This window comes from bacterium, assembly GCA_035703895.1.
Taxonomy (GTDB): Bacteria; Sysuimicrobiota; Sysuimicrobiia; order Sysuimicrobiales; family Segetimicrobiaceae; genus Segetimicrobium.
On the sequence record DASSXJ010000158.1, the window covers coordinates 1 to 24,867 of the forward strand.

General features: G+C 65.4%; 24 protein-coding genes. 5 read left to right on the top strand and 19 right to left on the bottom strand.

Annotation, left to right across the window (positions count from 1 at the left end; translation table 11 throughout):
- Positions 1–1,457: hypothetical protein (locus tag VFP86_10910; GenBank protein HET9000147.1), on the top strand; the 1,457-nt coding region annotated here is incomplete at its 5' end.
- Between the two features lie 120 nt (positions 1,458–1,577).
- On the top strand, positions 1,578–3,074 hold the full coding sequence (locus VFP86_10915) for a hypothetical protein (GenBank protein ID HET9000148.1): 1,497 nt from the start codon (positions 1,578–1,580) through the stop codon (positions 3,072–3,074).
- Positions 3,075–3,099: 25 nt separating this feature from the next.
- On the opposite strand, the gene VFP86_10920 is transcribed toward VFP86_10915, so the two are convergent.
- Positions 3,100–3,594: a cyclic nucleotide-binding domain-containing protein gene (locus tag VFP86_10920; protein HET9000149.1), complete on the bottom strand. Its 495-nt coding sequence runs from the start codon at positions 3,592–3,594 to the stop codon at positions 3,100–3,102.
- A gap of 160 nt (positions 3,595–3,754) precedes the next feature.
- On the opposite strand from VFP86_10920, the gene VFP86_10925 reads away from it, so the two are divergent.
- Positions 3,755–5,662 carry an SLC13 family permease gene (locus tag VFP86_10925; GenBank protein HET9000150.1) on the top strand — a complete coding sequence of 636 codons (1,908 nt, stop codon included), beginning with the start codon at positions 3,755–3,757 and terminating at the stop codon, positions 5,660–5,662.
- A 12-nt stretch (positions 5,663–5,674) separates the two neighbouring features.
- Here the strand turns inward: VFP86_10925 and VFP86_10930 are convergent, their stop codons facing one another.
- The 8 genes from VFP86_10930 to tkt form a co-directional block, all read right to left on the bottom strand.
- Positions 5,675–6,100, bottom strand: a complete 426-nt coding sequence (locus VFP86_10930; protein HET9000151.1) for a cyclic nucleotide-binding domain-containing protein — start codon at positions 6,098–6,100, stop codon at positions 5,675–5,677.
- 42 nt (positions 6,101–6,142) lie between these two features.
- The gene (locus VFP86_10935; GenBank protein HET9000152.1) at positions 6,143–7,006 is read right to left on the bottom strand and encodes an MBL fold metallo-hydrolase; all 864 of its coding nucleotides are present in this window, start codon (positions 7,004–7,006) and stop codon (positions 6,143–6,145) included.
- Positions 7,003–7,398, bottom strand: a complete 396-nt coding sequence (locus VFP86_10940; protein HET9000153.1) for a PAS domain-containing protein — start codon at positions 7,396–7,398, stop codon at positions 7,003–7,005. The genes VFP86_10935 and VFP86_10940 overlap by 4 nt, the downstream gene beginning before the upstream one ends.
- Before the next feature lie 16 nt (positions 7,399–7,414).
- On the bottom strand, positions 7,415–7,849 hold the full coding sequence (locus VFP86_10945; protein HET9000154.1) for a cyclic nucleotide-binding domain-containing protein: 435 nt from the start codon (positions 7,847–7,849) through the stop codon (positions 7,415–7,417).
- A 93-nt stretch (positions 7,850–7,942) separates the two neighbouring features.
- Positions 7,943–9,496 (bottom strand): glucose-6-phosphate dehydrogenase, encoded by a 1,554-nt coding sequence (zwf, locus tag VFP86_10950; GenBank protein HET9000155.1) that lies wholly within the window; start codon positions 9,494–9,496, stop codon positions 7,943–7,945.
- 5 nt (positions 9,497–9,501) lie between these two features.
- Complete coding sequence (gene gnd, locus VFP86_10955) at positions 9,502–10,398, bottom strand: decarboxylating 6-phosphogluconate dehydrogenase (GenBank protein ID HET9000156.1); 897 nt, start codon at positions 10,396–10,398, stop codon at positions 9,502–9,504.
- 67 nt (positions 10,399–10,465) lie between these two features.
- Positions 10,466–11,608 (bottom strand): transaldolase, encoded by a 1,143-nt coding sequence (tal, locus tag VFP86_10960; protein HET9000157.1) that lies wholly within the window; start codon positions 11,606–11,608, stop codon positions 10,466–10,468.
- Complete coding sequence (gene tkt, locus VFP86_10965) at positions 11,605–13,692, bottom strand: transketolase (GenBank protein ID HET9000158.1); 2,088 nt, start codon at positions 13,690–13,692, stop codon at positions 11,605–11,607. Before tkt ends, tal begins: the two co-directional genes overlap by 4 nt.
- 149 nt (positions 13,693–13,841) lie before the next feature.
- Between tkt and VFP86_10970 the strand changes: the two genes are divergently transcribed.
- Complete coding sequence (locus VFP86_10970; protein HET9000159.1) at positions 13,842–14,027, top strand: hypothetical protein; 186 nt, start codon at positions 13,842–13,844, stop codon at positions 14,025–14,027.
- On the top strand, positions 14,020–15,396 hold the full coding sequence (locus VFP86_10975) for an amidase (protein HET9000160.1): 1,377 nt from the start codon (positions 14,020–14,022) through the stop codon (positions 15,394–15,396). Before VFP86_10970 ends, VFP86_10975 begins: the two co-directional genes overlap by 8 nt.
- Before the next feature lie 53 nt (positions 15,397–15,449).
- Here VFP86_10975 and VFP86_10980 read toward each other — a convergent pair whose 3' ends face one another.
- The 10 genes from VFP86_10980 to VFP86_11025 form a co-directional block, all read right to left on the bottom strand.
- Positions 15,450–16,457 carry an ABC transporter substrate-binding protein gene (locus VFP86_10980; GenBank protein HET9000161.1) on the bottom strand — a complete coding sequence of 336 codons (1,008 nt, stop codon included), beginning with the start codon at positions 16,455–16,457 and terminating at the stop codon, positions 15,450–15,452.
- A 32-nt stretch (positions 16,458–16,489) separates the two neighbouring features.
- Complete coding sequence (locus VFP86_10985; GenBank protein HET9000162.1) at positions 16,490–17,317, bottom strand: ABC transporter ATP-binding protein; 828 nt, start codon at positions 17,315–17,317, stop codon at positions 16,490–16,492.
- 12 nt (positions 17,318–17,329) lie between these two features.
- Entirely contained in the window at positions 17,330–18,091 is a 762-nt protein-coding gene (locus VFP86_10990; protein ID HET9000163.1) for an ABC transporter permease, read from the bottom strand.
- 41 nt (positions 18,092–18,132) lie between these two features.
- Entirely contained in the window at positions 18,133–18,645 is a 513-nt protein-coding gene (locus VFP86_10995; GenBank protein HET9000164.1) for a (2Fe-2S)-binding protein, read from the bottom strand.
- Positions 18,632–19,534 carry a xanthine dehydrogenase family protein subunit M gene (locus VFP86_11000; GenBank protein HET9000165.1) on the bottom strand — a complete coding sequence of 301 codons (903 nt, stop codon included), beginning with the start codon at positions 19,532–19,534 and terminating at the stop codon, positions 18,632–18,634. The genes VFP86_10995 and VFP86_11000 overlap by 14 nt, the downstream gene beginning before the upstream one ends.
- Before the next feature lie 52 nt (positions 19,535–19,586).
- Complete coding sequence (locus VFP86_11005) at positions 19,587–20,636, bottom strand: hypothetical protein (GenBank protein HET9000166.1); 1,050 nt, start codon at positions 20,634–20,636, stop codon at positions 19,587–19,589.
- A 4-nt stretch (positions 20,637–20,640) separates the two neighbouring features.
- Positions 20,641–23,010 (bottom strand): xanthine dehydrogenase family protein molybdopterin-binding subunit, encoded by a 2,370-nt coding sequence (locus VFP86_11010; protein HET9000167.1) that lies wholly within the window; start codon positions 23,008–23,010, stop codon positions 20,641–20,643.
- Between the two features lie 45 nt (positions 23,011–23,055).
- On the bottom strand, positions 23,056–23,517 hold the full coding sequence (locus VFP86_11015) for a cupin domain-containing protein (protein ID HET9000168.1): 462 nt from the start codon (positions 23,515–23,517) through the stop codon (positions 23,056–23,058).
- 102 nt (positions 23,518–23,619) lie between these two features.
- Positions 23,620–24,510 (bottom strand): dihydrodipicolinate synthase family protein, encoded by an 891-nt coding sequence (locus VFP86_11020; GenBank protein HET9000169.1) that lies wholly within the window; start codon positions 24,508–24,510, stop codon positions 23,620–23,622.
- A gap of 110 nt (positions 24,511–24,620) precedes the next feature.
- A partial coding sequence (locus VFP86_11025; protein ID HET9000170.1) for a DUF4032 domain-containing protein occupies positions 24,621–24,867 on the bottom strand: 247 nt, incomplete at its 5' end.

Below are 24,867 nucleotides of genomic sequence, written 5' to 3' on the forward strand. Positions count from 1 at the left end.
ACTCGCTAAAGAAACGGCCCGGGCGATGCGGGCCGGCATTCCTGGCTGTTCTGGTGGTGGGCTGGCTTTTGGCCGTCCCTAACTCGGCCTCGTTTGGAGTAGCACCTCCTCTCGAATCACCGTTCGGCAACGTGACGGTCAACCAACCAGTCGCGGTCGCGGTCTCGCTCGGCAGGGCACTCGTGACCCAACATTGTTCAACACAAGTTCTGTCGATTAGCGGCACGCAGAGTTCTGCGACCGCAAGCGTGTTCGCGACGCTTCCCGCCCAGGGGCCTGCTACTTGCGAGGATTATATCGCCATCGTGCCCGCACAGCCGAACATCCAGACCGTCGCGGGATTCCCGACCCCATTTTTCAACGGGTTCACGTCAAATGACGTATACGTCACCCAGGGCCCGAACATTACCAAGATCTCGTTTGACGGTTCAACCGTTACCGCCTTTGCGACCCTTCCTTCCTGCGCAGCTTCAGGCAACGGCATCACCATCGACCGTCAGGGCACGTTTGGCCACAATTTGATCGTCACATGTGCAAACGGCCCGGTGTGGCTCCTGAACGGGAGCGGTCAGACCGTGAAGGTAGATGGTGCTCCAACCCGTAGGCCCATCGCGACAGTACCAATCACCACGGGCCAGATCGTCGAGGGGCCGGACGTTGCGCCTTTATCATTTGGTTCGTTTGGGGGTCAGCTTCTCGTCACCGTATCCCCGATCGTTCCTTCGGTACCGCCGACGGGCAATGTCGTCGCCGTCAATCCTTCCAACGGGAAGGTCTCGGCAGTTGCCCCCCTGCCCACTGCCGAATCAGTCGCCCTCATTCCGACAACGAAATGCACCTTCGGTCTCTCATCGGCCACCTATTTCACCGCCGCTTTCGGGACCAACACCGTCGATTTCCTGCCCTTGATAGATCCGAACACCGGCATGAGCGTGTTCGCCGGGCTGGGCGGGACGAACGCCCTGGTCACCAGCGAGGGCAGTGCAAACGGCGCGGGGATCACGCTGCTCACGTCCACCGGGGGCACGTCGACCTTCGAATCTTTCGTCACCGAGCATCAAGGTTCGGCCTTCGTCGACTGCACCGCTCCGTTGCTCCTACAAGCTTTTCGGACCGAAGCCTCCCTCAGCATTGGCCCGGGCGCAGTCGGAGTGAGCAGCGTTTTCATCCTCCAAGAACCGAACTTCAACCCGTTGGCTATATGCGTGGGCACCACCACGGCAGACGGGAGTCAGCCGTGTCTCTCGCACGTGCCGACGTATGGCATCACGGGGACAGAGCAAAGCTTCAAAGAGTGCGGAAAAAGCCTCGTCTCGTCGGGCTCGGGTCCGGCTCTGGAGTGTAAGTTCTTCAAGAACCTGGAGTCAGCCCAAGCGATTAATAAGTTTACCGGCACGTTGATCATCAAGGTCAAGACTCAGGGCCCCACCGGCGATGACGCAGAAGGGGGCACGTAAGGAGTCACGCAGGCCGTCCCTGACGGACTCCACGCCCCAGTGTAGGACGCCTTGACCCGTCTCCGTGATTGGGCGGTGTGTGAAAATCGCGCCGTGGATCAGCCCGGTGAGCGCGGCCTGGTGATGATCACCCTCCTGGTGACGATACTTATCGTCACCATCGTCAGTGTGTCGCTGATCGGTTTGATGAACGCGGATATGACCCACGCGTCCATCCAGTACGCGGTGAGCCGCAGCTTCTACATCGCTCAGGCCGGCCTCGAAGAAGCCAAGGTGCAGGTTTCGGCAGCGGCCGATCCAGGGGCCTACGCGACGCCGGCCGAAGGCGTGACGGAGACGTATGGGGGCGGCCAGTTCACGTATTGGGTCGATACCGATACCGGGCCAAAGACGGCGTGCGGATCAGGGCTCAAGACGCTGGAGGCCGTCGGACAGGTCGCGTATCTCAGTAGGACGCTCTCTACGCGGGTCCGTGCCTGTGGCGTGGCCGGGGTGCCCTTCTTGACGGCACTCTTCGGGGTGTCCCGGATCGAGTTTCAAGGGGCGGCGACCCGAGTGTACCTTGCGCCGTATCTCGTCGGCTCGCCCGGGGGAGGGGGAACCCTGGGATCCTTCACGGAGATCAATTTCGCCGACAACGGGGTCCGACTGAATACCGTGAGCGACGTGGCCAGCGATGCCGTGACGTTACGAGACGGGAGATTTCTTGACTATATGCTGTTCGGGTTCGCAACCGCGCCGAGCTACGATCCCACCCCCACGGCCGATCCGGCTCCGTGGATCTTGGGGGCGTTCGGGGACATCGTCAAGGCTCGACCGGCGACCGGGCCGGCCGTGAACGCGTGCGGGACTCCCTACGCCTGCGTGACCGTGGGACAAAGTCTGTCCGATGTCAAACGGATATCCGACCTCCGCGACGCGAACTATCTTCCTCATGTGTACATGAACAGCATGCGCGAGGAAGCGTTGCCGCGCCTCGGCCTCAATCCCGAGACGTTTTGGACCCAGGCCGCGCACAATACGGCCAACGAGGCCATGAACAAGATGCTGGGGTTCCCGCAAAAGGATTCTGTCTATGAACTCAAACAGTTCTATCAGATCGCCGCGTACCTCGCGGCATATCCGGGGAAATCCCTGCAAGGCACCGTATACGTCACAGGATCGGTTCGGTTCACCCGAAGCGTGGACCTGGGTAACGTCACGCTTGCCGTAGGGGGCGATCTGATCATCGCGGACAACGCGACGGTCGCGATCCGGCACGACCTCTCCGACGTGTCAGGTCGCCGGATGCCCGGGATCGTGGTGTTCGGGTTCGCTGCCCCCGCCGGAAGATCGACGAACGAATGTGAGGGCGAGCACGCAAACGGGTCCGGGCGCATCCTGGTGTGCGAGGGAAGCACGCTGGTCGTGGATGGCCTGGTCTACACGCAGGATGGGATGGCGATCCATCCGCAGGCGTCTGTGGATCAGGTTGGGGCCATGTATCACGATAATCGGGGGACGGCGAACCCCAGCTTCTCCGCTCAGAACGCGACCGTCGTGCTCCGATTTGACCCGCTCGCGCTCAGCGCCTTCGGAAGCGGTATGACCATCCTCTCCTGGCAGCAACTCCGCTAGCCGCCGCCGAAGACGGCGAGGGCTGTTATGCCCTGACCGACGTGCCCTTGACGTCGAGGACGGACTTCTCCGCGTGTCGAACTCGCTGGCAGAGGGCGTGCATGATCTTGTGGACAAGCGATGCCGTCCGGTCCAGCAACTGCCAGAATTCCCGGTGCCCGAGGACCAGCAGCCGGATCGGGGTGCTCGCTTCGACCGTGGCCGAACGGGGCTCCCCGTCCAGCAGGCTCATTTCGCCAAAGAAATCCCCCGCCCGCAACGAGGCCGTGCGGCCGGGTTGGGTGGTCACCCGCGCCTCTCCTTCGACGATAATGAACAGCTCGTGGCCGGCCTCGCCGATCGTGGCGAGCCGTGTTCCCGCCGGCGCCTCAACCTCATCCACCAGGCCGGCGATCTGACTGAACTCCCTCTTCGACAACCCCGCGAAGAGCGGAACCTTCTCTATCAGCGCAACCTTAAACCGAGTGCGAATCGCGTGGCTGGCCTTCGTGTGCCGCCACTTGGCATACCCCGACAACATCTCCCACCCCCCGCCGAGCCCTGCAGCGTCGAACCCGTTCCCCCGTTGACACTAGCATCGGAACGTTATGACTATGTTAAACAGGCATGCCGCGTTGTCGGCGGAAAAAGGACATTCGTGACTGCGCTGGTATTCAGTGGCAGCGGAGGGCGACCGAGCCGTGGATCATCGGCACAAGGTCTCGTCTTCACCGGAACCCGTTGACGCGCTCCTGCGCTGTGTGCCGTTCTTCACCGATCTCGATCGTGTGGACATTGCACGGCTGATTGGTGGGCTGGAACGGGTTCACGTCCCCGCCGGTACCGTGATCTTCTCCGAAGGGGCACGGGCCGATGCGCTCTATTTGCTGGAACGCGGTAAGGTCAACATCACCGTCAGGACGGCGGACGGCGACAGATCCGTGGCGGTCCTCGAGGCGCCGCAGCACTTTGGTGATCTCGGCCTGCTCATCGCGCGCCGGACCGCCTCCGCCAGAGCCATCACCGACGTCGATGCCTGGCGTCTACCGCGCGAGCGATTGGAACAGGTGGTCCGTGAGCGCCCAGCGATCGGCTTGGCGATGGCCGCATCCCTCGCGACATTGATCGACGAACGATCGCGAGAGCGCGTGGGGGCCACCCGGTCGTCCGCCATCGAGGGCGACGCGGCCATCAACATCCCCCATCCTGCACGTTCCGTCAGATGGCGGGCGATGGGAGTCGTAGCGGCCCTCGCCCTTCCCCTTGCGTTGTGGTCGATCCCCCCGGTCGGCGGGCTCACCTCCAAGGGATGGCACGTCGGCGTCATCGTTCTTGGTGCCGGCGCGGCGTGGCTGTGTCAGCCAGTGCCCGATTTCGTGGTGGCCCTCGGGATGGCGGCGGCCTGGGGGATCACCGGCCTCGTGCCCGTGTCGATGGCCTTTTCCGGGTTCGCGAGCCCCACGTGGGTCCTGGCCCTCGGGGCGGTTGGACTGGCGGCGGCCATGGCTCGCTCGGGTTTGCTCTTCAGGCTCGCGCTCCTACTCTTGAGATTCGTGCCGGCGACTCACGCAGGTCAGATCTGTGCCCTTCTCACCGGAGGCGTGCTCACGACACCCATTGTGCCCATGGCCACTGCGCGGATCGCTACAACGGGGGGCCTGGCGCAGGAACTCGCCCAAGGATTAGGATACTCCGGTCGGACCCAGGAGAGCGCCGCGCTCGCCTTTGCAGGGCTCATCGGCTATGCATCGTTCAGCAGCGTGTTCCTCACCGGATTGGCAACAAATTTCTTCGTGCTGGGCTTGTTGCCGCCCGCCGAGCGTCTCCATATCGACTGGCTGACCTGGTTCCGGGAAGCCGCGCCTGTGGGAATCATCCTCTACGTGGGTGCGCTTGTGATCCTCCTCGTGTTATTTCGCCCGCAGCGGGCTCCCACGGTGTCGGTCGAGATGCTTCACCGGCAGGCGGCCGTCCTCGGCCCGCTCTCGCGGCAGGAGCGCACCACGATTGCGGCGCTGGCTGTGCTGCTCATCGGCCTGCTGGTGCAACCTCTTCTTCGCGTCGACACGGCGTGGCTCGGTGCAACGGCCCTGGTCGTGGTGCTCGCCGGAGGCGTCCTCGATCGAACGATGTTCCGCAGGGAGATCGAGTGGGGATTTCTTGTGCTCTTCGGCATCCTGGTCGGTTCCGGAGAAGTGTTCCGAAGCGCCGGGATCGACCAGTGGATTGCCGCGAGGCTGATCCCCCTTGTCCATGCCGTCGGGCATCCCGCACTCCTCGCGCCCCTCCTCGGCGCCTCCGTGGCGGTATGCCGGCTCGTGCTGCCAAGAGTTCCCGCGAATTTTCTGCTGAGCCTGGCGTTGGTGCCCGCGGCCCCACACCTGGGGCTCGCCCCCTGGCTCGTTGGGTTCATCGTGCTTACCGTCGGGAACACCTGGCTGCTTCCGAACCTGAGCGACTTCTACACGCTTCTTCGGGATGCCACCCGGGGCGAGATGTTCACGGAACGCGACGGGGTCCTCGTTGGCGCGGCGCTCACGCTCCTCGTCATCGTGGCAATTGCCGCAAGCGTCCCGTATTGGCGGGCCACGGGCCTCATCCGTCCGTAGCGACCTGATCCTCTATGCCGACACGGAGGCCTCCGCGTCTCGAACGCGGCACGACAGGACCCGCATGATCTTGACCACGATCGGCGGCGCCTTCTCCAACAGTTCGGAGAACTCGCGTCCACCGATGACGAGCAGGCGCATGTCCGACGCTGCTTCCACCGTGGCCGAGCGGGGCCCGCCATCGACGAGACTCATCTCTCCAAAAAAGTCGCCGGGGCTGAGGCGGACGGTTCGCCGGCGGCCGATGGTGACGGTAGCCCGCCCCTCGACGATGATGACGAGTTCGGCGCCGTGCTGGCCGGCGGTGGCCAACCGGCTCCCCGCCGGCACCGTGATCTCGTCGACGAGCCGTTCGATCTGCCCGAGCTGCTTCCGCGACAAATCCCTGAACAGCGGGATTTTTTGCAGCAGGGCCACCTTCTTGGATCGCTGGAACACGGGGCACCCTCCCTTCCAACGTGCAGTACGGCGAGCCTCAGATCAGGGCATCAATACGCGGCTATGCGGGCCGAGGTGGAAATGCGCCCCCTCCTTCCCGGCCTCGCAGGAGAAGGGCAGCGGGGACGACCCACAGCCGTCTGCGATCAACCGGTCAAGCGCCTGATCGGACCTGTTGGGGGCGTGGTGAAACGCGATGAGCCGCTTGACGTGGGCTGACTTGGCAAAGGCGACGGCATGGGAGATGGCGCTGTGGCCCCATCCGACATGCTGCGGGTACTCGGCGGCGGCATATTGAGCATCGTGGATGAGGAGATCCGCGTGTGCCGCGAGGTCGAACCCGGAGGTCCAGCCCGAAGGCACCGGGAGGTGGCGCACCCCCAGCGCCGGTTCGTGGTCGGGGATGTAGGCCATCACGCCCCCCTCATCGGCGATGCGGTAGCCCACCGTGGGGCCCGGATGGCACACCAGCGCAGCCGTGATCTGGAATCCGGCGATGGCAAAGCTCCCCAAGGGCACATCGTGGAACGTGAGGCGGCACGGCAGGTCATACAATCGAACGGGGAACAACGGCGGGCTGAGGTATCTGGTCAACCGCGTCTCGAGATCGAAGGTGGTCGACGATGGCCCCCAGATGTGGACATCCAGGTCGGAGCGTTCCAGCGGCCCGAAAAACCCAAGCCCGAGGATATGGTCCATGTGGAGGTGCGTCAGAAGGATGTCGACCCTGGCGACCTCCGGCTCAAGCGCGGCGCCCAGTCGCCGGATACCTGTCCCGGCGTCGAGGATGAGCAGCGTTCGATCTTCGCCCCGGACTTCGACGCAGGACGTATTGCCCCCGTACCGGACGGTATCAGGACCGGGGCTCGGCAAGGACCCTCTGGTGCCCCACAGTGTGATCCTCACACGCCCTCAGCACTCCAGAAGGCGGCCACTGCGCCGAGGTGCCGTCCGCTCAGCCCTGCAACCGGAAACGCCATGATCTCAATCAGCTTGGACCCCCCATCGAGCCCGGTGAATTGAATGATCCTGTGGGCGGGGCGGCCCTGCCGGAGGGCCACGAACAGCGGCAAGGCCTCCACGGGGAGCGGGGCACCATGCTCATCTTTTGGGTGGAAGATGGTCGACCAGACCCCCAGCTTCATTTCACCGGCCTCGTCGAATCGGCGCCCCAGCAGCAGCTCGGCGGGCTCGTTGTAGAAGAGCAAGGTCCCTTCCGCGTCCACCACAAAGATCGGGATGGACAGGTAGCCGGCGAGCTGGCGGATCAGGATGAGCTCGATCGGCTTCTGGGGCATGCATGTGCTTTCAACGTCATCCAGTCGTCAATCGCTCCGCCTGCCGGAGACGCCTGGAGAGCGTGCGCATGATTTTCCTCGTCATCGGCAGAGACTCGTCCAACAGCTGCCAGAACTCTCGGTACTTGAGGACCAACAACCGCATCGGGGTGGCCGCGTCGACCGTCGCGGAGCGAGGGTCTCCGTCGATCAGGCTCATCTCACCGAAGAAGTCACCCGGCCCCAGGTGAACGGTTCGTCCACGTCTGGTCGTCACCAGGGCGCGGCCGTCGACGATGATGAACATCTCACGGCCCGCCTCCCCGATGGTGGCCAGCCGATTCCCCATCGGGACCCCTACCTCATCCATCAACCGCGAAATCTTCGTCAGCTCTCGCGCCGAGAGCCCCGTGAACAACGTCGATTTCTCAAGCAATGCCGCTTTGCTGGACGCAGACGTTTGCGCCGGCATACGCCCCCCCCAACAAGACTGGTGCCCCAGATTCGGACTGTCGGCGGGACTTCCCTCTGCAGCGGCATCGGCGCCGGCCGATGCCCGGGCGGGCTACAATGGCCGCCAGCGTCGGTTGTTTCGGGCCAGGAGGGCGCGCGCGGCGTCGGGCCCCCAGGTCCCCGCGGCGTAGATCGGGGGCGGCTCGGCCGGCGACGATTGCTCCCACCACTCGAGCGCCGGTTCCACCAAGTCCCAGGCCTCCTCGACCTCGTCTCGACGGGTGAAGAGGGTGGAGTCGCCGAGGAGGCAGTCGAGCAGCAGCCGCTCGTACGCCGACATCTCTCCGACGTCGAAGGCGGTCCCGAACGTGAACCCCATGTTGACCGGGCGCAGGGTCATCGACATGCCGGGGACCTTCGCCACGAACCTGAGCGAGATCGCCTCGTCGGGCTGGATGTTCAGCGCCAGCAGATTGGGCTCGCTTGCGGCGCTGTCGCCGAAGAGCGGCAGCGGGGCCCGCTTGAACTGCACGGCGACCTCGGTCACCCGCTTCGGGAGGCGCTTGCCGCTCCGTAGGTAGAACGGCACGCCGGCCCACCGCCAGTTGTCGATGAAGAGCCGCATCGCGACAAACGTCGGCGTCCGCGATCCCGCCGGCACTCGGGGCTCCTCCAGGTATCCCGGCATCGCCTGTCCGTCGATGCGGCCGGGGCCGTACTGGCCGAACACGACGTTGCGCGAGACGCCGTCGGGGGCGATCCGCCGCGCGGCGCGTAGCACCTTGACCTTCTCGGACCGGACTGCGTCGGGATCGATCGCCACCGGGGACTCCATCGCCATCAGGGTCAGCAGTTGCATCATGTGACTCTGGACGATGTCGCGCACCACCCCCGCCGTATCATAGTAGCCGGCCCGCCCTTCGACCCCGACCGTCTCGGCCACCGTGATCTGGACGTGGTCGACGTAGTGCTGGTTCCAGATCGGCTCGAAGATCCCATTGGCAAAGCGAAACACCAGGATGTTTTGAACGGTCTCCTTCCCCAGGTAGTGGTCGATCCGGAAGATCTGGCTCTCGCGGAACACGCCGAGCAGCGTCCGGTTGAGCGCCTGTGCGCTGGCGAGGTCGCGCCCGAAGGGCTTTTCCACGATCACCCGCGTCCACGGGCGGCCGCCGTCGGCGCTCCGAGTCGGCCGGGCGACCAACCGGTGCTCACCGAGCCGGTTCACGATCTCCGCGTAGAGTTCAGGCGCGGTGGCCAGGTAGAAAAGCCGGTTGCCCGCGGTGCCCCGCTCGCGGTCCAGCCGGTCGAGCATTTCGCGCAGACGATCGTACCCGGCGGGATCGTGGAAGTCGGCCTGGACGTAGAAGATTCGACGGGCAAAGAGCTCCCACGTCGGCTCCCCCCCTGAAGGGGGGGCGTCGCCGAGCACCGACTTCGCCACCTCGCGCCGGAAGACGTCGTCGGTCATCGGCCGCCGGGCGAATCCCACCACGGCATACTCGGCCGGCAGCATGCCGAGCCGAGCGAGCATGTACAGCGCGGGCATGAGTTTGCGATGGGCCAGGTCGCCGGTCGCGCCGAAGATCACCACCGCGCACGGATCCGGCGCACGGCGGGCCCGCCGCTGTTCGCGGACGGGCGAGGGACTCGAGACCGCGGTCATCCGCTTTACGCGCCCCGGACCGCGTGACCGCCAAACTGGTTGCGCAGGGCCGCAAGAACCTTATCCCCGAAGTTCTCCTCCTGCCGGGACCGGAGGCGCTGCAGGAGCGAGAGCGTGATCACCGGCGCCGGGATGTTACGGTCGATCGCTTCCTGGACCGTCCACCGCCCCTCGCCGGAGTCCTCGACGTATCCGCGGAGCGTCCGGAGGTCGGGGTCGCTGCGAAACGCCCGCTCCGCGAGTTCGAGCAGCCACGACCGCACGACGCTCCCGTGGTTCCACAGGTCGCTCACCGCGCGTAGGTCGATCTTGTACGGCCCGTCGTGGAGGACCGCGAAGCCTTCCGCATAGGCCTGCATCATGCCGTATTCGATGCCGTTGTGGATCATTTTGACGAAGTGCCCGGCGCCGCTCGGGCCGACGTGGAGATACCCGCCCTCCGGTGCGAGGTCCCGAAACGCCGGCTCCACGACGCGCACGGCTTCCGGCGTCCCCCCCACCATCAGGCAGTACCCGACCGTGAGCCCCCAAATGCCTCCGCTGGTTCCGGCGTCAATGTACTGCAGGCCGCGCGCCTTCGCGGCCTCCGCCCGCCGCACCGAGTCCCGGTACCACGAGTTGCCGCCGTCGACGATGATGTCGCCCCGCCCGAGAAGCGGCGTCACGTCCTGGAGTGTGGCGTCGACCGCATCGCCCGCGGGGATCATCATCCACACCACTCGGGGGGAGGCCAGCTGGCCCACGAGTTCGGCGATCGAGGCCGCGGGGGTGGCGCCGAGTCCCCCCGCTTCCTTGCGTACTTCGGGCCGCCTGGCATACACCGCGATCTCGTGTCCGCGGTCGAGGAGGCGCTTCACCATGTTGCCGCCCATCCGGCCGAACCCGATAAAGCCCAGCTTCACGCGTCCACCCCCCTCAACGATTCCCACTCCTTCGTCGCGGTCCGCACCCGCGTCGTGCCGCGTGCGCCTACGCGGCGCGGAGCCTGCGTTCGATCGCGGCGAGGAGCTGGTTGTACGAATCCGCAAACGACTTCACCCCGGCATCGAGCACCCGCTGGGTGACGTCGTCGATACTGATCCCCACCTCGGGGAGCTGCCTGAACACGGCGTCCGCCTCGTCGAGCCCTTCCAGAAGCGCCCGCGGGTTCACCCGGCCGTGGTCTCGGAACGCCGCGAGCGTCTGGGGTGGAATCGTGTCGACGGTGTCGGGGCCCACGAGCGCTTCAACGTACAGGAGGTCGGGATACGCAGGGTTCTTCGTGCTGGTGCTCCCCCACAGCGGCCGCTGGACGCGCGCCCCACGGCCGGCCAGCGCTTTGAATCGCCCGCTCCCGAACTGCTCGCGAAACGTGCGGTAGGCCCGCTTCGCGTTGGCGATCGCGACCTTGCCGAGCAGACCCTGCAGGCGCGCCCGTTCGGCGGGATCGGAGGCATTCTGCAGCTTCGCCTCGAGCCGCTTGTCCGTCTCGGTATCGATGCGGCTGACGAAAAAGCTCGCCACCGAGGCCACGCGGTCGATGGGCTGGCCGGCGGCCACCCGGGTCTCCAGGCCCCGGAGGTAGGCCTCCGCGACTCGGCTGTAGGCCTGCACCGAGAACAGCAGGGTGATGTTGATGTTTCGGCCCTCCGCGATCATCGCCTCGATCGCCGGCACGCCTTCCGGTGTTCCGGGGATCTTGACCATGAGGTTCGGCCGGCCGATGCGCTCGATCCACTGGCGGACCTCCCGGACCGTGCCGGCCGCGTCGTGGGCCAGGAGCGGGGAGACCTCAACCGAGACAAACCCGTCCGCGCCCCCCGTCCGGTCGAACACGGGCCGGAGGATATCGCACGCCGCGGTGATGTCCTCGGCGACGAGGGTCTCGTATGCTTCGGTGACGCTCGCCCCTTTCGACCGGAGCCGGGCGAATGAGGCGTCGTAGTCCGGGCTCTCGGAGATCGCCTTCTCGAAGATCGTGGGGTTGCTCGTCACCCCCGAGAGGCCGTCCTCCTCGACGAGCCGGCGCAGCTCGCCCGACTGCAGCAGGTTCCGCTGGATGTAGTCCAGCCACACGCTCTGGCCCGCCTTGCTGAGCGCCAGAAGAGGGTTACGAACCGTGATCTCTTTCATCGCGTTTTCCGTCCTTTCTCCAGTACCGTCTTTGCGGCGTCGACCACGTGCTCCGGGGTAAAGCCCAGTTCGCGCATCACCACGGACCCCGGGGCCGAGGCGCCGAACCGGTTCACGCCGATGATCGCGCCGTCCAATCCAACGTACCGCTCCCAGCCGAACGGAGAAGCGGCCTCGATGCTCACGCGGGCCCGGACGGCCGGGGGAAGGACCTGATCCCGGTACGATCGCGCCTGGGCCTCGAATAGATCCCACGACGGCATCGAGACGACCCGGCTCCGAATCCCCTCCTTGACGAGCCGCTGGTGTGCCTCGACCGCGAGCGGCACCTCCGAGCCGCTGGCGATCAAGATCACCTCTGGCAGAGCGCCACCGGCCTCGGCCAGCACGTACCCGCCCCGCGCCACGCCCGACGCGGGAGCCAGGCTCGAGCGATCGAGCACCGGCAGTTTCTGCCGCGTGAGCACGATCCCCACCGGTCCTCCGGTGTGTTTCAGCGCAGCCCGCCATGCCTCGACCGTCTCGGTGGCATCCGCCGGCCGCAACATCATCATGTTCGGAATGGCGCGCAGGCTGGCCAGGTGCTCGATGGGCTGGTGGGTCGGTCCATCCTCTCCCAACCCAATGCTGTCGTGGGTCCAGACGTAGATGGCATGCGCCCCGCTCAACGCCGCCAAGCGCACGCTCGGCTTCATGTAGTCGAAGAACGTCAGGAATGTAGCGCCAAACGGGAGGACGCCGCCGTGGAGCGCCGCGCCGGTCAGGATGGCCGCCATGGCATGCTCGCGCACCCCGAAGTGCAGGTTGCGGCCGGCGTATCCCCAGACGCCTCCGGACGTGCCCTGCGGAGCCAGCCCATCCCCGGCGCTGCCGGCCGGGGCGGGGGGTTCGAAATCCCCCTGCCCTTTCATGTTCGTGCGCGTCGACGGGTCGAGATCCGCCGAGCCTCCGATCAGATTCGGCACGACTGCGGCAAGCGCGTTGATCACTTTGCTGCCCGCGTCGCGCGTCGCCATCTCGCCGTCCTTGAGCGTGAACGTCGGGAGCTTCGCCTCCCAACCCTCCGGAAGCGCGCCCGCGAGCGCGGACGTAAATTGCCCGGCCAGATCTGGATGAGAGGCCCTGTAGGCGGCGACCCGCCGCTGCCAGGCCGTTTCCAATTCCGCGCCGCGTTCCACAGCCTTGCGAAACTCCCGCAGCGCTTCGTCGGGGACGTAGAACGTCCGGTCTTCGGGCCAGCCAAGCGACCGCTTCGTTGCCCGCACCTCCTCCTCGCCGAGTGGCTCACCGTGCGCCTGGAATGTGTCCTGTTTGTGCGGGCTCCCGAATCCAAGGTGCGTCCTCGCCACGATCAGCGAGGGCCGGTCGTCGGCCGCGCGGGCCGCGCCGAGCGCGGCGTCCACCGCCCCGAGATCGTTCCCGTCGATCCGCTGCACATGCCAGCCGTACGCTTCGAAACGGGCGCCGACGTCCTCGGTAAAGGTGACGTTCGTCGTCGCGGACAGGCTGACGAGGTTCGCGTCGTACAAGACGATCAGGCGGCCGAGCCGGAGGTGGCCCGCGAGGGACGCCGCCTCCGATGCCACACCCTCCATCATATCTCCGTCGCTGGCGATGACGTACGTGTAGTGGTCAACGACGGAGTGCTCCGGCCGGTTGAACGTGGCCGCCAACCACCGTTCCACGATCGCCAGCCCGACACTGTTCCCAAACCCTTGGCCGAGCGGGCCCGTCGTGACTTCCACCCCGGGAGTGAGCTCGGATTCCGGATGCCCGGGGGTCCGGCTCCCCCACTGGCGGAAGTGCTTGATATCGTCCATCGTGAGATCGTATCCCGTCAAGTAGAGGAGGCTGTAGAGGAGCATGCTGCCGTGTCCGGCCGAGAGCACGAACCGGTCGCGATCCGGCCACTTCGGGTTCTTGGGATTGTGCCGGAGGTGGCGCGTCCACAAGACGTACGCCATCGTGGCCGCGCCCAGCGGCATCCCCGGATGTCCGGAGTGGGCGTGCTCCACGGCATCGATGGACAGGGTTCTGATCGTGTTGATGCACAGTTCTTCAAGCGTCCGGATCTGAGTCGCCATCTCGCGGCCTCCGCAATCAGCCCCTCATGTATTCTACCTGATGGAGAGAACGAACGGCCGGGACCGGGCCTTCCCCGGCAGGAAGTTCATGTTCGTCGTGCCAACTGCCTCTCTACCATATACCAAGAGGTCACCGCAGGAGGATCCTCATGGCATCCAATCAGACCGCAATCGCCTGGATCCGGAGACTGCTCGAGCTGCCGGCCGGCTCCGGGGAGCGGTTCCCGGAGGAGTGGCAGACCGTGGAGCGCCGGGTGGACACCGTCCATCGCACGCCGGTGTCCCACGAGATCGAACCCGCGGGAGCCCCGCGCCTGGACGTGCCCGATGAGTGAGCCCTGCGATCTTTCGCTCACCGACGCCGCGGGGGCGATCGCCGCGCGCCGGCTGACCCCGGCCGACCTGCTCGAGTCCACCCTGACCCGCGTCGAGCGGGTCGAGCCCCGCGTGCAGGCCTGGGCGCGCCTCCGCGTGGAGGACGCGCGTCGTGAGGCCAGGCGGCTCACCGAGCTGCAGGCGCGGGGGACGCTGCTTGGCCCGCTCCACGGGATTCCCATTGGCGTCAAGGACATCTTCTATACCGCGGGGACAGAGACCGCGTGCGGGTCGCGGATCATGGAGGGATTCGTCCCCGCATTCGATGCGACCGCGGTCGCGCGGCTCCGCGAGCGCGGCGCGATCATCCTGGGCAAGACCCACACGACCGAGTTCGCGTCGTTCGACCCCTCCCCCGCCCGAAATCCGTGGGCGCTCGACCATACGCCGGGAGGATCCAGCAGCGGCTCGGGCGCGGCACTGGCGGCGCGGATGTGTCACGGCGCGCTGGGCAGTCAAACGTCGGGATCGATCGTCCGGCCTTCGGCCTTTTGCGGAACCGTGGGCCTGAAGCCGACGTTCGGCCGGGTGAGCCGCCACGGTGTGCATCCGCTGGCCTGGACGCTCGATCACCCCGGCCCGATGGCGCGCACCGTCAGGGACGTCGCCGTCCTGCTCGAAGCGATCGCCGGCCCCGACCCGAACGACCCCGCCACCCTTTCTGCGCCTTCCCCGCCGGCGTACGCGGCCCTGCTCGACGGCGCCGCATCATCCGACGACGCCGTGCTTGGAATCCGTATCGGGATCCCGGACCGGTACTTCCTGGATGACGTGGATCCGGAGGGGGAGGAGTTGTACCGGGCGGCCCTCCGTGCGCTCGAGACAATGGGCTGTGGCGCGACAGAGGTCCGGCTGCCGCCGGAGTTCGAGGCGGGCATGGAGGCGCACGAGATCATTCACAACGTCGAGGCGGCGGCGGTGCATGTCGACCGGTACCGCGAGCGGTCGGGCGACTACGGCGCGAAGCTCAGGGCGATCATCGAGACCGGGCTCCAGATCCCCGCGCCGACCTACGTGCGAGCGCAGCAGATCAGGACCGTGGTGATCGGGCGGCTGCGGAACCTGCTTCGGGAGGTCGACGTCATCGCGACCCCGTCCGCCCTGGGGCCCGCGCCGGCGGGGCTCGGCTCGACGGGGTCTCCCGTGCTGAACCGGCCGTTCAGCTTCACGGGGTTCCCGAGCATCACCGTCCCGTGCGGGTTTACCAAAGCGGGCCTCCCCGTTGGGCTGCAGATCGCGGGCCGCCCATTCGACGAGGCGACGGTGCTCCGGGTGGCCGGGGCGTACGAAGCGGCGATGGGTTGGGGAAAGCGGATCCCACCGTTGTAGCCAATCCCGCGCGGCATGCCACCCGCCGCGCGGGCGCGCTCATTCAATCGGCACTAGCGTCCCAGCTCCTGCAATGCTTGAGTCACGTATGTGAGTTGAAAATACCGCGAGGTCACGGCATCCTTGGGAATTTGCCCGATGCTGGCGAGGATATCGACGACGCCCTGCATCGATCGTTGGCTGGGAAGCAGCTGCCAGCTTACCAGATACGATTGTTCGCGGTACAACTGATCGTACGTGGTGCCGACGATCGCCGGATCGATTTTCGTCCGATCGGCCATCACCTTCACAACCTCATCCCGGTGGGATGGATCGGTCACGTACCGGAATCCCAGGATGACCGCCTTCAGCCACGCGACCGCGAGCATCCTGTTCTTTGCCGCCCAGTTGGAGTTGGCGATGACGCCGGCGAACACAGCCGGAATGTCATACAAGCCGCCGAGGACGGTGAACCCGTCCTTTCGAGCCACGAGGTTATAGGGTACCGTCAGGATCGCGCCGTCGACGGCCCCCCGGTTGAGGGCCGCATAGCGGGTTGGCATGTTGCCGCCCGCGATGATATTGTACTCCCCCTCCTTCAATCCGTGGCTCTCCAGCAGCCTTCTGATCAACGTCGTGCTCACTTCCGGCGCGACCGTCCAGTGGGCCAAGGTCTTCCCGCGCAAATCCGCGTACGACTTGATGGCCGGCTTCACCGTCAAGTCGTAGGGGTAGCGATCGAGGAGGCCTGCGATGACCGTCACAGGAGCCCCATGCGCGTTCCCGTTGACGGCAATGCTCACCTCGGGGATCCCCATCGGGAGCGCTCCTCCCGCCACGGCGCGCACCAGATTATCGTCTGGTCCGATTTGAACGGCTTCCGTCTGAATGCCCTGCTGCTCAAAATATCCCTTTTGCAGCGCCATGATGATCGGGAGATAATAGGTGCCGTCCAATCCGACCGTACCGAAGCGCACCATTGGCCGCGCAGCCTGCGGGAACACCGTCCCCGGTAACGCACAGATCACCACGGCAACGAGGCACAACGCCACCCCGCCCGTACACACCCTGCGCCCCGCCATCGTCGTCTCCTCCCTTCGGGCCTGTCGGCCCGTCACGGCTGCTTTCTCTCTGCCAGGGTCGGACGGAATTCACTATCGGTTCTCGGTCCGGCAGGCTCATGTTCGGCAAGCCCGTTGCTCAGTTCCTCTCCCAAGTAGTCGACGATCGCATGAAATGCCGGAGTACGGCGGGTCCCCATATCCCGGGGTCGTCCGAGATCGACCGCGACATCGCGCCGAATCCTGCCGGGCCGCCGGGACATCAGCAGAACGCGGTCCGAGAGAAAGACGGCCTCTTCGATCTGGTGGGTCACGAAGATGACCGTTTTTTTGTTCCGCGCCCAGATCCGCAAGATCTCAAGCTGCATCTGCTCGCGGGTCAGCATATCGAGTGAGCCCAACGGTTCATCCATCAGGAGGACTTCGGGGTCCACTGCCAGCGCCCGCGCGAGATTCACGCGCTGCCGCATCCCACCCGAGAGCTGGTGCGGAAGCGCCCGCTCAAACCCCCCGAGCCCGACGATCTCGACCAACTCACGCGTAATCGTGGACGTCTTTTCACCGGGATACCTCCGCACTTCCAGCCCAAACGCGATATTGGCCATCACGTTGCGCCACGGAAACAGGGAATCGCTCTGAAACACGAGAGCCACCCGCCGATCGACGCCGTGCAGCTGCCGATCGGCGATCGTGATGGTCCCCGCGTCTGGCGAGTGGAGTCCGCCCACGCACCGCAGCAGGGTGGTCTTGCCGCAACCGCTCGGTCCGACCAGCGAGACGAATTCCCCTGGTTTCACGTCAAAGCTCACCCGATCCAGAACGGGCAGGGGTTCGTCCCCGCGCCGCACGAACGAGACGCTCAGGTTGTCCACTCGCAGCATGGCTCGCCCCGCTTACACGACGGACTGCGGCCGCCAGGGGGCCAGCCGCCGTTCGAGCAAGCGCAGAGATCCCGTGACCACGATCCCAAAGCCGGCGAGGACGATGATCCCCACAAACAGGAGCGGCGTATCGAAGGCCGAGGCCGCCTGGACGATCATCAGCCCGATCCCCTTGCTCGCGCCTCCAAAGAGCTCAGCGACGAAGATGCCGATCACCCCCCTGCCCACGCCGATGCGCGCGCCGGAGAGGATGAACGACAGCGCCCAGGGGACCATGACCTTCCGAAGCACATCGTGTCGCGTGGCACCGAAGCTGGTCGCCACCTCCAGCAGGGCCCGGTCCGTGGACCGAATCCCCGCCATCGTCCCGATGGTGACCGGAAAGATGACGACAAGGGCAATGATGATGGCCTTGGACCACAGGCCGATGCCGAACCAGATGATGAGCAACGGCGTGAGGGCCACGAGCGGAGCCGTGTACGCGGCGGAGACCCAGGGATCCACATAGTCCGTGAGCTTCTGGTTCGCTCCCATCAAGACGCCGAGCACGATCCCTCCCACGCCCCCCATGACCGATCCTACGAGGAACTCCGACACGCTGACCTCGAGGTTGCGCAGCAACTCCCCGCTGCGCGCGACGTGCAGCCCCGCCAGGAGCACCGTTGATGGGAAGGGCAAGAACAAAGGATTCCGGACGACAAATCGGGCGCATAGATCCCAAGCGACGACGACGACGACCGTGCTGATGAGGAGCCGCAGGTATCGGGTCACCATCTTTCAGACCCCCCCGATGCCTGCGAAGATGCCCCACGCATTTATCGCCGGCCCGTCCCGCTGCAGGCCCGCGCAGCCATTTGTACAGCTTCGATGATCTTGATGTAACCGGTGCAGCGGCAGATGTTCCCGTGAAGGTACTCTTTGATTTGCTGGACGGACGGCTCGCGGATCTCCGAGAGGAGGGCCTTCGTGATCATGATCATTCCGGGCGTGCAAAAACCGCATTGCAACGCACCCGAACGAATGAATGCTTCCTGGATCGGATGCAGCTCTCCGTCGCCGAGTAATCCCTCGCACGTCTCCACGGACTTTCCATGCGCCTCAAAGGCGAGATAGGTGCAGGCGCTGACCGGCAGCCCATCGACCAGCACGGTACACGCGCCGCAGACCTGCACATCGCACGCCCGCTTGGCCCCCACAAGCCCCAGATCGTCTCGGAGGAAGTCGAGGAGGGTGCGGTGGCTGGCCACCGCTGTGTGGATCGGCCGCCCGTTCACCCGGCAGTCAATCGCGATCGCCTCCGCGGATCCCGCAACGTCACGAGGTGCCATGGGATGCTCCTTCCGCAAGGAGGTGCTCTCGTGCGGCCATCGCCGTGCGCCGTGCCAGCACGCCGGCGAGGTGCCGCTTATACTCTCGGGAGCCGTACAGATCCTCCGTCGGATCACACCGCGCCACCAACGCCCGCGCGGCCGAGCGGACCGCTTGTTCGAATGTGGCCGCGGCGAGTGAAACGCCGCGGAGGGTGTCCTCGGCTTCGGCGACGCGAAACGGCGTCGCCCCGACGCATCCAACAGCGACGCGCGCGTCAGCGATCGCCGCCCGATCGCGGGTCGGGACGATGACGATGCCCACCCCGACAGATGGCCGTTCCAGAAACGCGAACTTACGGTAGCAGGCGCCGGCACCCACGGGCAGCCGGGGCGCCTCGACCTCCACCATGATGTCCCCCGGACCCAGACACGTCGTGTACGAATCCACCAAAAACGCCGACACCGGCACGGTGCGGTGGCCCGACGTTCCATGGATCCTCACCGCGGCGTCGTACAGCAAGAGCACCGTGGCCAGGTCAGAGTGCGGCTCCGCGAAACACAGGTTTCCCCCCACGGTGCCGGTGGCCCGCACCCGCACGTTGGCGACATGCGCCTCCATGTCTGCGATCATGGGGAAATGACTCTGCACCACTGCCGAATGCTCGATGCTCCGATGCGTCGCCGTTGCTCCAATCCGAAGGCATCCGGCAGCCTCATCATAGTGGATGCCGCCGAGGCCGATATGTTTGATATTCACCAGGTGCGCGTATCGCAACACACCCTGTTTCATCGCCAGGAGGAGCTCCGTCCCCCCGGCATAGACGGCGGCGTCCTCGCCGAGATCGTACAGCAGGCGCGAGGCTTCCTCCGCCGTCGTCGGCTCATGCAGCCGGAATGGATGCAGCACGTCGCCTCTCCCCGCCCTCGGCCGGCACTCGCGTCACGTTTCCTTCACGAGACTACCGAAGCTCGCTGATGAGGAATTGTTCATCGGCGATGACGGGCCGGTCATCGATCACGAAGCGAGCCCCGCGGAGTCCGAGATCCATGTGTAATTGCGTCCGATTTCTTCCGCCCAGATCCCCGTTGGATCCGAAGGCAATGACGACGCCCCCCGCCACGCTGCGCATCTCTGCTCCGCCCTGATCGTATGCACGGTACCTGTCGAGGGCATCCCACTTGGCACGAGGGTCGCACCCCCAGCCGATGTGCGAGATACGATCGGCATCGGACCCTCGTTCCCGATCGAAGTGATCCCGAAGCAAGGCGGCATCGAGCCCCCCGTCGATCCGTGTGATCCGGCCGCCCGCAACCGTCAATCGCACGGCATCGGTCACATACCGGTGTCCGGCCAAATCCCCCGGTGACAGCACGATCGTGCCTTCCGCGCGTTGCTCGTCGGGTGCAATGGCGGCCAATGCCGTAGGCCAATGGTCCCATCGCCCAGGCGTCTCGGTATACCCGTATTGGATGAAGGCCGGCCGGTCCCCCCGATCGACGGTGATGTCCGTCCCGGCTCGCGTGGCCACCTGAAATTGCCGGCCCCCCGCCAACACCTGTGCGCCGGCCTCCGCGCGTTCTCGATTCCCGCGGAGGGGAAAGAGCCGCTGTAGACACTCGAGCGGTTCGCGGACCCGGAGCATACGCATCCCGTGGGACAGCATTTCAATCTGGCGGTCGGAATGGAGGAAGCCGCGCGAGCTGAGGTCGGCGACGAAATCCACGTGCTTCATCAGCTCGATGATATGCTGGTATGGCACCGGTCGCTCGGCGATGCGGCGGGAGACCGCCTCCGGCGTGCCCTCGATCAGCGGGACGACGATTTGCGCGATCTCAGCGCCGAACGATAATGCGGCATGGAAACATGCCGCGACGTAGTTGGGATTCGTCGACGGATCGGTAATGATCAAGGCCTTTTCTTTGGCCTGTAGATTGCATAACGCCAGCTCCTCGCGAAAGAGTACCGCGGCTTCGCTCGCGACGAGCGGCGACAGCGGGAACTGCACCATGACCCTACCCCTCCCGGAAGCCCAACGCCCGCGCCACCTTTTCCGGCGTAATCGGAAGCGACGTCACGCGAATGCCCGTGGCGTCGGCAATCGCATTCGCAATCGCCGCGGCGGTGGGGTTCATGCAGATTTCACCGACGCCCTTGGCGCCGTAGGGCCCCGTCGGGTCGCCGTGCTCGAGGATCACGGTCTCGATATCGGGAACATCGCCGGCCCGGGGCGTGCGATAGTCAAACGCGTACGGGTTGGCGACGTGCCCATCCCGGCAGATCACCTCCTCCATCAGGGCGAACCCCAATCCCATCACCATCCCGCCTTCGAGCTGACCCTCGACGATCAGCGGGTTGACGGCCTTGCCGACATCCTGAGCGTTGACAAGTCTCTGGACGTGAACCTCCCCAGTCTCCATATCGACTTCCACTTCCGCCACCTGCGTTGCATAGTCGAATGTCTGGTACGAATCTCCCTGCGCCTGCTCGTTTAGGGGAACGCCTCGTCCTCGATGGGTGCCGATGCCGAACGGCTGCTCTCCCAGCTTCCGCATGGAGTACGCGACGACCTCATCAAATGCCAGGGCGCGGCCGGGTGCGCCGCGGACAAAGAGCCTCCCCTCGTTGCATTCGATGTCGTGGGGATCGGCTTCCAGCATCCGCGCGGTGACGCGGACGAGTTTCTCGCGAAGATCGAGCGCCGCAGATCGCGTGGCGTTGCCGACCGCGTACATGGTCCGGCTCGCAGACGCACCGAGATCCTGCGGGACTCCGTCGGTGCTCTTGAACGCGATGCCGATGGCAGAGCGGGGTAACCCCAGCGCTTCTCCAACGATCTGACTGAGCGCGGTGTCGATTCCCTGCCCCACGTCCGAGGCCCCCGAGATGATCATCACGGTCCCATCTGGGTTCGGCTTGACAAAGGTGGTGGCGGTATCGGCACCAAGAAACGACGCACCCCCGAGTCCATGATGGGCGGTCGCGATACCGATCCCCCGCTGTTTCGCGTCGGCTCCTCCCGCCCGGTGGAACTCGGCCTTTCGTGCCGCCCAGTGACTACTCTGGGCGGCCGCGATGATGGTGTCTCGGACGTCAACGGTGTGCATCGCAGGGTCCAAACGTTGCCCCGTGCACGTGATCGCGCCCGGTGTCCACGCATTGCGCAGGCGCAGCTCGACCGGGTCTACACGCAATGTCTTCGCGACCTCGTCCAACAGGCTCTCGCGTGCAAACGTCACCTGGGGGGTCCCGAATCCACGGAACGATCCGCTCATGACATTGTGCGTGTAGACGCACCGCGCGCCGACGACGATGTTGGGGACGTTGTACGGGCCCTCGAGATGTGTGGCGGCGTGCACCGACACCATGGCGGGCATCGAGTTGTAGGCGCCGGTGTCGAGCCCCAAGTCGCCCTCCATGAACAGGATCAACCCGTCCCGGTCCACCCCGATGGCCAGGTCGATATCGAACGGCGTTTTGCAGGTGGCCGCGAAGAACTCTTCTTCGCGGCTGTACACGCATTTCACCGGCCTGCCGGTTCGCATCGACAACATCGCACAATACGGCTCGACCGTGATCTCGCCTTTCCCGCCAAAGTCACCCCCGGTCGGCATGTAGATGACGTTGATCCGGTTCATCGGGAGATTCAGCAATGATGCGAGCTGAGCGAGAGTCCGAAACGGCTTCCCGGACGAGCTCCAGACGGTGAGCCTATCTGTCGCGGGATCATAACTCACCACCGCGGCATGGGACTCCATGGAGAAGTGTTCCATACGCTGCGTCCGGAAGCGGTCCCGCACGATGAGGTGGGAGCGGGACTTTCCCCGGTCCACGTCTCCCTTTTGCAGCCGGAAGTGTGATGAGACGTTGCCGGGCTCGAGCACGGCCCAATGCCTGAGCCACGGCGAGAGGTGATAGTGATCCTTTGCGTCGTGGACGAGCGGCGCGTTCTCCGCCAGCGCGGTCTCGAGAGAAAACACCGCGGGGAGATCTTCGTATCTCACCTTGATGCGCTCGACGGCGCGTTGAGCCGTTTCTTCGTCGACGGCCGCGACGGCGGCGACGACATCGGCGACGGAACGAACCGTGCTCCCGGCCAGGAGCGCCCGCCCTGCGATGCTCATGCCGGTCAAGTTCATCGGTGGGGCATCGGCGGCCGTGACCACCGCCTCAACCCCCGGCAGGCGCACGGCGTCTGAGACGTCGATGTCTAGAATCCGGGCATGTGCCTGCGAGCTATAGAGAAGCCGGCAGTGAAGCATCCCCGGGAGCGTGAGATCGGTGGCAAAGCGTGCCTTCGCCGATACAAAGGCGGCCGAATCGGTACGAGGCGTCCGGCTGCCCACCTTGGCGTACTCTTGCCGCCGGCCACCAGCCAGGCTCATATCAACTCCTCTGCACGGATGTGCGGATGGCGTGCCGGCGCGTGATCATTTCCGTTCGATCGGCAGCTTCTCCTCAATCTTCCGGTACTCATCCGAGACGAAGTAGTTTCGAATGACTTTCATCGGGGAGGGCGTCTCCCCTTCCGCAAACAGCGCCACGGCATTGGTGTGGGAGCTGGAGACGTAGACGGGGGCAAAGACTTCAAGAATCGTGCACGGCTTATCAGACGTGATCCAGCCCCAGTGCACCGCCATCGCGGGCACGCGATAAAAATCTCCCGCCTTCACGAGGAAGAACAGATCATCCACAAACACCCAGATCTCCCCGTCAATGACATAGTTCATTTGCTCACAGTCGTGGATGTGCGGCCGCGAATGGTACCCACCAGGGCGGGTGGCCAGCATCATGCTGCACTCATTGCCGTAGACCATCTTGGTCGACATCACCGTCCACTGCGTCTTCACGGTATCATCCCTGATCGCCTCATCTCTGACGAACAACGCCATTCAGCACCCCCCTGTGCACTCGAGTGAGTTTCGCAACCGCACGACGGTGTGTCTGGACGCTTCGGCGCGGCCGTGAGGCCCCGCGCGCCGCCCGCGACGACCCTAGACTTTGAAGAGCGGCGTCAGATCCTCCAGGATGGCATCGAGCTCCTTGTGGTCACACTCGTCAAGCGCGGAATGGCCCGCCCCCCGAATGTAGGTGCTGGTGATCACCCCGCGCCGCCTCAGGACCTCTTTGTAGACGCTGACCCCGTACATGAACTCCATATTGAGCAAGGGGAGGATCGCATTGAACAGCTGGCGCGCGCCTCGCCAGTCCTGGGCCTCGATCTTCTGCCACAGCGCGACGTGGAGATCGGCGATCTCGCAGGCCGGCATGGTCCCGCAGGATCCGCGTCGGACCTCGTCGAGGAGATACCGGCCCGCCATCCCGCCCATGATGCCCTTGAGTTTCGGGCCGCACCGCGCGCGCGTGGCCGTGATGTAGTGCCCGGGAGGCCAGCTTTCCTCCTTGATGTAATCCACCCACTCGATCTCCTCGACCAGGCCGGCCACGAACTGCGGCGACATGGTCGTCCCGATCGGCGGGATGTGGTTCTGGATCCAGACGGGACGCCCGGCCTCGGCGGCGATCGCGCGGTAGTAGGCCGTGATCTCGCCGGGAGCGGCCTTGCACGCATAGGGCGGCATGGCGATCACGGCATCTGCGCCGATCTCGCGAGCATGTCGCGTCAACATGACCGCGTGCTCGAGGCACGTGCCGGCGACCCCCGCGACGAGGGGCACGGTCCTGCCCACCTCATCGACGGCGATCTCCACAACCCGCTTACGCTCATCGTCGCTCAGGCTGGTAAACTCGCTGGCGTTGACGGGGGTGACGATACCGTGGACCTGTGCCCTGAGGCAGAACCGGAGGGTGCTCCGCAGCCCCGGCTCGTCCAGATCGCCACGGGACGTAAACGGAGTTGGCGGGATGGCGAACACGCCCCTCATTGGTGAGGCCATCGTTGAAACGCCCCTTCCGTGGCGCTCTAGGTTTCAGTCCTTTGCTGCGCTGGGCCCGGGTCCCAGACCGCGAGACCCCCGTCGCCGCGGGTGGTGGATCACGCTCGCCAGTCCCCCAGCCAACGGGCGAACGCCCCGGGCCGGTGACAGCCCTGCAGGTACCCGGCGAAGCTCTCGATGGCGGCCGCGGTGCCGACGTCTCGTCCGGCAGCCTTGCTCATGATCCACTTGTGGTCTCCAAGATAGACGAACAGGTCGCCGAGCGAACGGCCGGGGAAGTACCGCAGGAGACGCCTTGCGCGCAATTCTTCCACCGTGGGGAGGTAGACGCGCGTATACCACTCG

Bases quoted from the DNA above. Each gene is read 5' to 3' on its own strand.
- VFP86_10920 (HET9000149.1), bottom strand. From the start codon at position 3,594: ATGTTGTCGGGGTATGCCAAGTGGCGGCACACGAAGGCCAGCCACGCG.
- VFP86_10940 (HET9000153.1), bottom strand. From the start codon at position 7,398: ATGCCCCAGAAGCCGATCGAGCTCATCCTGATCCGCCAGCTCGCCGGC.
- VFP86_10945 (HET9000154.1), bottom strand. From the start codon at position 7,849: ATGCCGGCGCAAACGTCTGCGTCCAGCAAAGCGGCATTGCTTGAGAAA.
- zwf (HET9000155.1), bottom strand. From the start codon at position 9,496: ATGACCGCGGTCTCGAGTCCCTCGCCCGTCCGCGAACAGCGGCGGGCC.
- tal (HET9000157.1), bottom strand. From the start codon at position 11,608: ATGAAAGAGATCACGGTTCGTAACCCTCTTCTGGCGCTCAGCAAGGCG.
- tkt (HET9000158.1), bottom strand. From the start codon at position 13,692: ATGGCGACTCAGATCCGGACGCTTGAAGAACTGTGCATCAACACGATC.
- VFP86_10970 (HET9000159.1), top strand. From the start codon at position 13,842: ATGGCATCCAATCAGACCGCAATCGCCTGGATCCGGAGACTGCTCGAG.
- VFP86_10975 (HET9000160.1), top strand. From the start codon at position 14,020: ATGAGTGAGCCCTGCGATCTTTCGCTCACCGACGCCGCGGGGGCGATC.
- VFP86_10980 (HET9000161.1), bottom strand. From the start codon at position 16,457: ATGGCGGGGCGCAGGGTGTGTACGGGCGGGGTGGCGTTGTGCCTCGTT.
- VFP86_10985 (HET9000162.1), bottom strand. From the start codon at position 17,317: ATGCTGCGAGTGGACAACCTGAGCGTCTCGTTCGTGCGGCGCGGGGAC.
- VFP86_10990 (HET9000163.1), bottom strand. From the start codon at position 18,091: ATGGTGACCCGATACCTGCGGCTCCTCATCAGCACGGTCGTCGTCGTC.
- VFP86_10995 (HET9000164.1), bottom strand. From the start codon at position 18,645: ATGGCACCTCGTGACGTTGCGGGATCCGCGGAGGCGATCGCGATTGAC.
- VFP86_11005 (HET9000166.1), bottom strand. From the start codon at position 20,636: ATGGTGCAGTTCCCGCTGTCGCCGCTCGTCGCGAGCGAAGCCGCGGTA.
- VFP86_11010 (HET9000167.1), bottom strand. From the start codon at position 23,010: ATGAGCCTGGCTGGTGGCCGGCGGCAAGAGTACGCCAAGGTGGGCAGC.
- VFP86_11015 (HET9000168.1), bottom strand. From the start codon at position 23,517: ATGGCGTTGTTCGTCAGAGATGAGGCGATCAGGGATGATACCGTGAAG.
- VFP86_11020 (HET9000169.1), bottom strand. From the start codon at position 24,510: ATGAGGGGCGTGTTCGCCATCCCGCCAACTCCGTTTACGTCCCGTGGC.